The sequence below is a fragment of the Streptomyces viridochromogenes genome (assembly GCF_001270495.1).
Lineage (GTDB): Bacteria > Actinomycetota > Actinomycetes > Streptomycetales > Streptomycetaceae > Streptomyces > Streptomyces viridochromogenes_A.
This window is the reverse complement of the sequence record NZ_LGUR01000261.1, coordinates 22,111-31,654: the sequence shown is the minus strand read 5'-3', so window position 1 is coordinate 31,654 and position 9,544 is coordinate 22,111. Positions and strand designations below refer to the sequence as shown.

Below are 9,544 nucleotides of genomic sequence, written 5' to 3'. Positions count from 1 at the left end.
CTTCCTTTGTACTCACCCTCTCGGGCTTTCCTCCGGGCGCTTCCCTTCGGTCTTGCGTTTCCGACTCTATCAGATCTTTTTCTGATCCGATTTCCTCGGCGCTTTCCAGGTTTCCGCTCTCGCGTTTCCCTTTCCGGCGGCTCCGACTTTATCAGAAGCTTCGAGCTGGACGGACCGGCCACTCATTTCCGAATCATCGGGAGGGGCTTCTCGGGAATCAATGTTCCGCTGAAGCAGACAGACACTCACTCTGCCCGGTGGGACTACATCCACTTCCAGGCAACTGTTCGAATCTACCTCCCCACGCGCTCCGTGTCAACGGCTCTTGTGGGGCGAAGAGGAGACTAGCAGCTGAACATGCGTGTCCGCACATCAGGCGGCGGTCGGAACGGCGGCGCTGCGCTCAGCCGCGTCGACGTCGCCGGTCTCCCCGGCGCGGGCGGCACGTCCGCCGAGTACATACACGTATGCGAGGAAGGCCAGTTCAGCGACGATGCCGATGCTGATGCGTGCCCAGGTGGGCAGGCCCGATGGGGTGACGAAGCCTTCGATGGCGCCGGAGACGAAGAGGACGAGGGCAAGGCCTATCGCCATGCCGATCGCGGCTCGGCCTTCCTCGGCGAGGGCTATGCGTCGGGTGCGAGGGCCGGGGTCTATGAGGGTCCAGCCGAGGCGCAGGCCAGTGCCGGCCGCGACGAAGACCGCGGTCAGTTCGAGGAGCCCGTGCGGCAGGACGAGGCCGAGGAAGGTGTCCAGGCGGCCTGCCGAGGACATCAGGCCGAAGCCGACGCCGAGGTTGAGCATGTTCTGGAAGAGGATCCAGAGCACGGGGAGGCCCAGGAAGACGCCGAGTATCAGACAGAGTGCGGCGGCCCAGGCGTTGTTCGTCCAGACCTGGGCCGCGAAGGACGCCGCGGGGTGGCTGGAGTAGTACGTCTCGTACTGGCCGCCGGGGCGGGTGAGCTCGCGCAGTTCGCTGGGGGCCGCGATGGTGCCCTGTACTTCGGGATGGGTGCCTATCCACCAGCCCAGCAGGGCCGCGACAAGGGTGGAGAGGAGTGCCGTGGGGACCCACCAGTGGCGCGAACGGTAGACCGCGGCCGGGAATCCATGGGTGAGGAAGAGGGTGACATCCCGCCAGGAGGCGCGTCGGGTCCCTGTCACGGCGCTACGCGCGCGTGCCACCAGTTGACTGAGGCGACCGGTCAGTTGAGGGTCGGGTGCGCTGGACTGGATCAGGGACAGGTGAGTGGCAGTGCGCTGGTAGAGCGTGACGAGTTCGTCGGCCTCGGCACCGGTGAGGCGGCGTTGGCGGCCGAGGAGCGCGTCGAGGCGGTCCCACTCGGCTCGGTGGGCGGTGACGAAGACGTCGAGGTCCATCTGGTTTCCTGCTCCCCGGCTGTTCGTCGGCGACTCATCGTGGACGTCAGCTTGTCGTACTGCGGCGCGATGCGCCCTCAGCTTGGCAGACTGGCCATTCCACAGGCAGGTCAGGGGAAGGGCGGACGGCGTGAGTGAGCTGGTGACGGGCGAGGCGGTGGCGCTGGAGTTGCGCCCCGCGAAGCTGCCCAGCAGGGCGCTGGCCGTGCTGCTGGATCTGGCCGTGGCTGTGATCGTCTACATCGTCGTGACCATTGGTGTGGTTGCTGCCACCGCTTCTCTGGACGAGGCGGCGCAGACCGCGCTGTCGATCGCGTTGTTCGTTCTGCTGCTGGTCGGCGGGCCGATCGCGGTCGAGACGCTGAGTCATGGGCGCTCGCTCGGGAAGCTTGCGTGCGGGTTGCGAGTGGTGCGCGACGACGGCGGACCGATCCGGTTCCGGCATGCACTGGTGCGTGGGCTCATAGGCGTGATCGAGATTCTTATGACGCTCGGTGTCGTCGCCGTCGTCTCTTCGCTGGTGTCCGCGCGGGGGCGGCGGCTCGGTGACGTGTTCGCGGGGACGCTCGTCGTACGGGAACGAGTGCCGCTCGCGCGGACGGGCTTCGTTCCCCCGCCTCCGCCGTGGTTGGCCGGGAGGTTTTCAGGGCTTGACCTGTCGGCGGTTCCCGACGGCCTGTGGCTCGCCGTTCGCCAGTACCTGACGCGCATGCAGCAACTCGACCCTCAGGTCGGCTGGAGCATGGCGGAGCGCCTTGCGGCCGACGTCGCGGCGCACACGGGCGCCCCGGCGCCGCAGGGCGTGCCGCCAGCCGCGTATCTGGCGGCGGTTCTGCAGGAACGGCAGACGCGGGAGGCGCGGCGTGCCTTCGGCAACGGAGGGACCGCGGGCGGAGCGGCCACCGGCGCAGGTGCTGTGGGTGGTGGCGGAGCCGCGGCCGGCGGGCCGGGAGCGTACGGCCCACCGGTCATGCCTCCCGCCGCTGCATCACCTCCGCCTGCCCCGTACAGCGAGAGGGTGGCTCCCGTCGGCGGCCAGCCCGCCGGGCAGGTGGAAGGGGATCGCCCCTCCCTCACACCGCACGACGTCGAACGACAGGGTCCGGCGCCCGACGAGGTGCCATCGGACGACCGGCCCGCCACCGGCTTCGCGCCACCGGCGTAGCTGCTCAGGCGAACGTCGACGGCGGCGAGTCCAGGTCCTCCAGTTCGATGCCCGGTGCCGCGAGGACCACGTCGCCCGCGATGTGTACGGCGTGCTGCTCGCCCGTGTCCAGGGCTGTGACCTGGTATTCGTCCACGGTCAGAGGGCCGTTGTCAGTGGCGTGTGTTTGTCTGTTCACCAGGGCCCAGGACTGGTCCACGGTGCGGGGGGCCAGGACCGGGTCCGTGAGGGCCACGAGGCGGAGGCGGGTTGCCGAGTCGGAAGGGGTGAGGCGCAGGAGACGAGCGGTGGCGATGAGGAACGCGGGGGACGTCCCGGTGAAGGCATGGGCGCGCACATTGCCTTCCGTGGCATGAGCCCCGGTGGGGTCGGTACGGACCCAGGTGACGCCGTCGAGGGCGGCACCGCGTACCTGCCAGCCACCTGCGTGAAGTTCGAGCCGGAGGGGGCGGCCGAGTTCGTCCAGGGCAAGGTCGACGGAGCCGCTGTGATCGCCCGCGGGGGTGGTCAGTTGGGAGACGTAGCGCCAGCCGGAAGGGCCGGGGGCGCAGTGGAAGTGCTCTTCTGCGAGGGGGGTGTGATCGTGCGGATCATGGAGCGAATAGCGGCCGCGGGGCATCGGGATCCTGGGTCTTGATGGCTCTTGGTGGCTTGCCGACCTGACGGTCCGGTCCGGCCACGTGGGGCACCTGGGTCGCACGGACTGAAGGGGCCGCACGGCCAAAGGGGCAGGCCCCCGGCACGGGGGTGCGGGGGCCTGCCTCGGAGGAGCGACTCGGCTCAGTAGCGGTAGTGGTCCGGCTTGAACGGGCCCTCGACCTCTACGCCGATGTACGCGGCCTGCTCGGGGCGGAGCTTCGTCAGCTTCACACCGAGCGAGTCCAGGTGGAGGCGCGCGACCTTCTCGTCCAGGTGCTTGGGCAGCGTGTAGACGCCGGTCGGGTAGGCGTCCGGCTTGGTGAACAGCTCGATCTGGGCCAGGGTCTGGTCCGCGAAGGAGTTGGACATCACGAAGGACGGGTGACCGGTGGCGTTGCCCAGGTTCAGCAGGCGGCCCTCGGAAAGGACGATCAGCACCTTGCCGTCGGGGAACTTCCAGGTGTGGACCTGCGGCTTGACCTCGTCCTTGACGATGCCCGGGATCTTGGCGAGGCCGGCCATGTCGATCTCGTTGTCGAAGTGGCCGATGTTGCCGACGATCGCCTGGTGCTTCATCTTGGCCATGTCCGAGGCCATGATGATGTCCTTGTTGCCGGTCGTGGTGATGAAGATGTCGGCCTTGTCGATGACTTCGTCGAGCGTCGTGACCTGGTAACCGTCCATCGCCGCCTGGAGGGCGCAGATCGGGTCGATCTCGGTGACGATCACACGGGCGCCCTGTCCGCGCAGGGACTCCGCGCAGCCCTTGCCCACGTCGCCGTAGCCGCAGACGACCGCGGTCTTGCCACCGATGAGGACGTCGGTGGCGCGGTTGATGCCGTCGATCAGGGAGTGACGGCAGCCGTACTTGTTGTCGAACTTCGACTTGGTGACGGCGTCGTTGACGTTGATCGCCGGGAAGAGGAGGACGCCGTCGCGCTGCATCTCGTACAGGCGGTGGACGCCGGTCGTGGTCTCCTCGGTCACGCCGCGGATCTCGGAGGAGAGCTGGGTCCACTTCTGCGAGCCGTCCGTGATGGTGCGGTGCAGGAGTTCGAGGATGACGCGGTGCTCGTCGGACTCGGCGGTGTCGACGGAGGGGACCTTGCCGTCCTTCTCGTACTCGACGCCCTTGTGGACGAGGAGGGTGGCGTCACCGCCGTCGTCGAGGATCATGTTGGGGCCGCCGGTGGGGGTGTTCGGCCAGGTCAGAGCCTGCTCCGTGCACCACCAGTACTCCTCCAGGGTCTCGCCCTTCCAGGCGAAGACCGGGATGCCCTGCGGGTTGTCGGGCGTGCCGTTCGGGCCGACGGCGATCGCGGCGGCGGCGTGGTCCTGGGTGGAGAAGATGTTGCAGGACGCCCAGCGGACCTCGGCGCCGAGGGCGGCCAGGGTCTCGATGAGGACGGCGGTCTGCACGGTCATGTGCAGGGAACCGGTGATGCGGGCGCCGGCCAGCGGCTGCGCCTCGGCGTACTCCTTGCGAATCGCCATCAGGCCGGGCATCTCGTGCTCGGCGAGGGTGATCTCCTTGCGGCCGAACTCGGCCAGGGAGAGGTCGGCGACCTTGAAGTCCTGTCGGTTCTCGACAGTCGTCATTACGAGCTGCTCCTCGGGGTTGGGGCGAGGGTGGGTACGGCTGGTCTGCGCGGCGGCGGACACAGGGGTGCCCGAAGAGGACACAGGCATGCCCGCGTGCGCGCAGCGCAGTCCGTCGGAGGCCCTCTCTCCCTCGGCCGGTCCGCGTCAGGACCGCCCGACCGCCATCAGCAGCGACGTCTGGCTCTGACCCAAGCTACACCGGGAGGCCCGGCCGTCCCCAGTCCGCCTGCGCACAGATCGCGCCATCGAAGGGCTGGGAGCGGGGAGGGTGGCCGGTGGCCGGGGGCAGCGGCAGGTGTGGTGACGGTTGTGTGCGGGAGTGCTGTGCGGGAGCGACAACGGGACACCAACGAAGGGCGCACAGGAGGCGATAGACCGGGATGAAGTGGGTCAAAGGCGCCTTTGAGTCTTCGGTGAGGTGGTGCAGGATGCCCAGGAGATCTGAACAACTGATCGATCTTGCGGGGCGTCCGGGACGGCGTTTCCGCGTGACAAAGGCGTTAGGAGATCGACGTGACCAGTCCGGCCGGCCCTCCCCCCACGGGTGGCGGCAGCGGCGAGCAGAAGCGGTTGAGGTTGCTCGCGGTGACCGCGTGCCCGACCGGTATCGCCCATACGTACATGGCTGCAGAGAAGCTCGCGCAGGCTGCCGAGAGCCGCGGTATCGACATGAAGGTGGAGACCCAGGGATCCATCGGGGCTGAAAACGTCCTGGATGACAACGATGTCAGACATGCCGACGGCGTCATCGTCGCCGCGGACAAGGACGTGGACCTGAGCCGCTTCGCGGGCAAGCGGGTCCTCACCGTCGGGGTGGCCGAGGGCATTCGCCACCCGGAGCGGCTGATCGAGCGGGTGTTGTCGGCGCCGGTGCACACGGGAGCGAGCACCCCCGCGGCCCCAGCAGGCGGCGGGGGCAGGGAGCGGAGTGTCGGGTACAAGGCGCTGATGAACGGGGTCAGTTACATGATCCCGTTCGTCGTGGTCGGCGGGCTGCTGATCGCGATCTCGCTCTCGCTCGGCGGGCACACCGACCCGTCGGGCGGTCTGGTCATCCCGAAGGACTCCTTCTGGATGGACATCAACAACATCGGCGTCATCGGCTTCACGCTGATGGTTCCGATCCTGTCCGGCTACATCGCGTATGCCATCGGGGATCGACCGGCGCTGGTGCCGGGCATGATCGGTGGCTGGATCGCCAACACCGGTGAGCTGTACGACTCCAAGGCGGGCGCCGGGTTCATCGGGGCGATCGTGACCGGGTTCCTCGCCGGGTATCTGGTGCTGTGGATCAAGAAGGTCAGGGTCCCGAAGTTCGCGCAGCCGATCATGCCGATCATCGTGATCCCGATCGTGGCGACGACGGCACTCGGGCTGTTCTTCATCTACGTCATCGGGAAGCCGATCTCGTGGGTGTTCGAGCACCTGACCAGCTGGCTCAGTGGGATGACCGGCACGAGCGCGATCCTGCTCGGCGCGATTCTCGGGCTCATGATCGCGTTCGACATGGGCGGGCCGGTCAACAAGACGGCGTTTCTGTTCGGCGCGGGGCTCATCGCGACCGGCAACCAGACGGTCATGGGTATGTGCGCGGCGGCGATCCCGGTCATGCCGTTGGGTCAGGGCCTGGCCACGCTGATTCGGAAGCGGCTCTACACCGAGCAGGAGCGGGAGACGGGGCTCGCCTCGCTGTTCATGGGCTGCTTCGGCATCTCCGAGGGCGCGATCCCGTTCGCCGCGGCGCGACCCGCGCAGGTCATCCCGGCCAACATGCTCGGCGGCGCGGTCGCCGGTGCGATCGCCGGGGTCGCCGGCGTCGAGGACGCGGTGCCGCACGGCGGGCCGATCGTGGCAGTGCTGGGCGCGGTGAGCGGCGTACCGATGTTCTTCGTGGCCGTGGTGATCGGCACGGTCGTCACCGCGCTGACGACGGTCGCTCTGGTGGACATCAGCGAGCGGAAGCGGGGCGGCGCACCGGGCGGTGGCGCGGGTCTCGGCACCGGCGTCGCCACGCCCCAGCCGGCGTTGGCCGGGGCGGCGGCTGTGGGTCCCGCGAGCACGGGGGCCGGGACGGCGGCGCAGACCGTATCCGCACCCGCAATACCCGCACCCGCACCCGCACCGACATCCGCGGACACTGCATCGACATCAGCGGACACCGCACCCACCTCCGCGGACACTGCGAAGCCGGCCGCCGCGTCCTCGGCCGATGGCGCTGAAGTCCTCTCCGGCTATCTCACCGAGCAGACCGTGAAGGTCGAACTCGACGCCACCGACAAGGAGTCCGCCATCCGCGAGATGGCCGGGCTGCTGGCAGGGACCGGCAAGGTCACGGATGTCGACGAGTTGGTGGCGACCGCGCTTCGGCGGGAGGCGCAGGGCACGACCGGGCTCGGTGAGGAGATCGCGATTCCGCATGCCAAGACGGATGCGGTGACGGCGCCGATCGTCGGTTTCGCGCGGTCCGCGCCGGGCGTCGAGTGGGGCTCGCTGGACGGTACGAAGGCGCGGCTGGTGTTCATGATCGCCGTGCCGGAGGCGGCCGCGGGCGACGAGCATCTGCGGATTCTGGCCTTGCTGTCACGGAAGTTGATGGATGCCGGGTTCCGGGAGCGGCTGCTGGCGGCCGGGGGCGAGCGGGCCGTGCTGGGGGTGTTGGGCGAGATCGAGTAGTCCGGAGAGCCAGATCCGGTGGTCCGAGGTGCGGGCCCATGGTCATCACGCCGTGGGCCCGCGCGGGCCGTTCATGGACGACCGCTACCCTCTGCCGCCGCGGACGTTCCGCATGGGGAGGGAGTGCTGATGGAGCAGGCGCGAAGACTCGTGGTCACGGCGTGGGTGGTGGGCGTCCTGGGGCTGGTGCTCGTGGTCTCGTCCGTGCTGTGGCTGCGGACGGGATATGTGCTGTCCAGTGTCTCGGGCGAGAGCATGCGGCCCACGTACGACATCGGTGACCGGATCGTCGCCGAGCGCGTCGGCGCGGACGAGGTGGAGCGGGGCGACTTGGTGCTGTACACGGCCTCGGAGCGGTACCAGGGCGCGGCCGTCATGCAGCGCGTGATCGGCGTGGGCGGTGACCGCATCGTCTGCTGCGAAGGCAGGGGCATGGCACAGGAGCGGATCACCGTGAACGGCAGGCCGGTCAGCGAGCCGTACGTGAAGGAGGGCGTCGCCAACGGCGGGCCCCCGTACGCCGCTACGGTGCCCGAAGGCAGGCTGTTCCTGCTCGGCGACAACCGTATGAACTCCCGCGACTCCCGTGCCTTCGCCGAGGACCACGACGGGACGGTGCCCGTCGGTGCGGTCATGGGCCGGGTGACCGACAGCTATGTCGTGCCGGGGCTGCTCGCCGCGGCCACGCTGTTCGGGCTCCTCCTCGCCATCGCCGGGCTCGTCCTCGGAATCACGGCACGGAACATACGGCGGCGGCCGGCGGCGCAGGTCGCCTTGTGGCCCCAGCACTTCTGACGGACTCCGCCGGGTGCGAGGGATACGTGATGGGGCCCGCCGATCGACTCGGCGGGCCCCATCTCCGTAGGACAAACGCCCTACGGAGAGCTGTCGTAGGGCGTTTGTCCTACGGAACGTCAGTGCTCGGTGCCGTGCGGCGTCGGGCCCCCGGGCGTCGCCTCGCGGTCGGCGCCCTTCGCGGCCTCGGCCTCGCTGTAGATGTCGGGCTCCAGGTAGATCACGCGGGCGATCGGGACGGCCTCGCGGATGCGGGCTTCGGCGGCGTCGATGGCGGAGGCGATCTCGGTGGCCGTGTCGTCGTGCTGGACGGCGATCTTGGCGGCCACCAGGAGCTCCTCCGGGCCGAGGTGGAGCGTGCGCATGTGGATGATGCGGGTGACGGTGTCGCCGTCGACGATGGCGGCCTCGATCTTCTGGGACTCTTCGAGACCCGCGGACTCGCCGAGCAGCAGCGACTTGGTCTCGATGGCGAGGACGACCGCGATCAGGACGAGCAGGACGCCGATGCAGACGGTGCCGATGCCGTCCCAGACGCCGTCACCGGTAAGCAGGGCCACGCCGACGCCGCCCAGGGCGAGGATAAGACCGACCAGCGCGCCGAGGTCCTCCAGGAGGACGACAGGCAGCTCGGGGGCCTTGGCGTGGCGGACGAACTCCTTCCAGGACTTCCTGCCCCGCAGGACGTTGGACTCCTTGATGGCCGTGCGGAAGGAGAAGGTCTCGGCGATGATCGCGAAGACGAGGACGCCGACCGGCCAGTACCAGTGCTCGATCTCGTGCGGGTGCTTGATCTTCTCGTAGCCCTCGTAGAGGGCGAACATGCCGCCGACCGAGAACAGGATGATCGAGACGAGGAAGGCGTAGATGTAGCGCTCGCGGCCGTAGCCGAAGGGATGTTGCGGGGTCGCCTCGCGCTGGGCCTTCTTGCCGCCGACCAGCAGCAGGGCCTGGTTGCCGGAGTCCGCGAGCGAGTGCACGCCCTCGGCGAGCATCGACGACGAGCCGCTGAACGCGAACGCCACGAATTTCGATACGGCGATCGCCAGGTTGGCGGCGAGTGCCGCCACGATCGCCTTGGTTCCGCCTGACGCGCTCATGTGTCGCGTTGTCCCTTCGCCTTCGTAGCCCTCGTGGCCTGTGTAGCCCTCGGGGCCTTCGTAGCCTGCATGGCCTTCGCAGCCCTCGTGGCCTTCGTACGTACGCCGGTCGAGGCGTCGCCGAGGGAGCGCGCGGCCCCCGGTCGGCTTTGCCCGTCCTTTGCCGGTGGGCCATTGTTGCAGCCCGGTA

7 protein-coding genes are annotated in these 9,544 nt (G+C 68.8%); 3 read left to right on the top strand and 4 right to left on the bottom strand.

Annotated elements, in window-relative coordinates; translation table 11 throughout:
- Positions 1 to 372: 372 nt before the first annotated feature.
- Complete coding sequence (locus ADK36_RS43035; RefSeq protein ID WP_048586680.1) at positions 373 to 1,380, bottom strand: stage II sporulation protein M; 1,008 nt, start codon at positions 1,378 to 1,380, stop codon at positions 373 to 375.
- Between the two features lie 130 nt (positions 1,381 to 1,510).
- Here ADK36_RS43035 and ADK36_RS43030 point away from each other — a divergent pair, with 130 nt between their 5' ends.
- Entirely contained in the window at positions 1,511 to 2,545 is a 1,035-nt protein-coding gene (locus ADK36_RS43030) for an RDD family protein (RefSeq protein WP_053201489.1), read from the top strand.
- A gap of 4 nt (positions 2,546 to 2,549) precedes the next feature.
- Here ADK36_RS43030 and ADK36_RS43025 read toward each other — a convergent pair whose 3' ends face one another.
- Together ADK36_RS43025 and ahcY are read right to left on the bottom strand one after the other, a co-directional pair.
- Positions 2,550 to 3,164, bottom strand: coding sequence for a hypothetical protein (locus ADK36_RS43025; protein WP_048586678.1), 615 nt, complete (start codon positions 3,162 to 3,164; stop codon positions 2,550 to 2,552).
- A 161-nt stretch (positions 3,165 to 3,325) separates the two neighbouring features.
- Positions 3,326 to 4,783: an adenosylhomocysteinase gene (gene ahcY, locus ADK36_RS43020; protein ID WP_048586677.1), complete on the bottom strand. Its 1,458-nt coding sequence runs from the start codon at positions 4,781 to 4,783 to the stop codon at positions 3,326 to 3,328.
- Positions 4,784 to 5,299: 516 nt separating this feature from the next.
- Between ahcY and ADK36_RS43015 the strand changes: the two genes are divergently transcribed.
- Together ADK36_RS43015 and lepB are read left to right on the top strand one after the other, a co-directional pair.
- Positions 5,300 to 7,459 (top strand): PTS fructose transporter subunit IIABC, encoded by a 2,160-nt coding sequence (locus tag ADK36_RS43015; RefSeq protein WP_053201488.1) that lies wholly within the window; start codon positions 5,300 to 5,302, stop codon positions 7,457 to 7,459.
- A 129-nt stretch (positions 7,460 to 7,588) separates the two neighbouring features.
- Entirely contained in the window at positions 7,589 to 8,254 is a 666-nt protein-coding gene (gene lepB, locus ADK36_RS43010; protein WP_078916721.1) for a signal peptidase I, read from the top strand.
- 119 nt (positions 8,255 to 8,373) lie between these two features.
- Here lepB and ADK36_RS43005 read toward each other — a convergent pair whose 3' ends face one another.
- Entirely contained in the window at positions 8,374 to 9,354 is a 981-nt protein-coding gene (locus ADK36_RS43005; RefSeq protein WP_048586675.1) for a cation diffusion facilitator family transporter, read from the bottom strand.
- Positions 9,355 to 9,544: the final 190 nt, after the last annotated feature.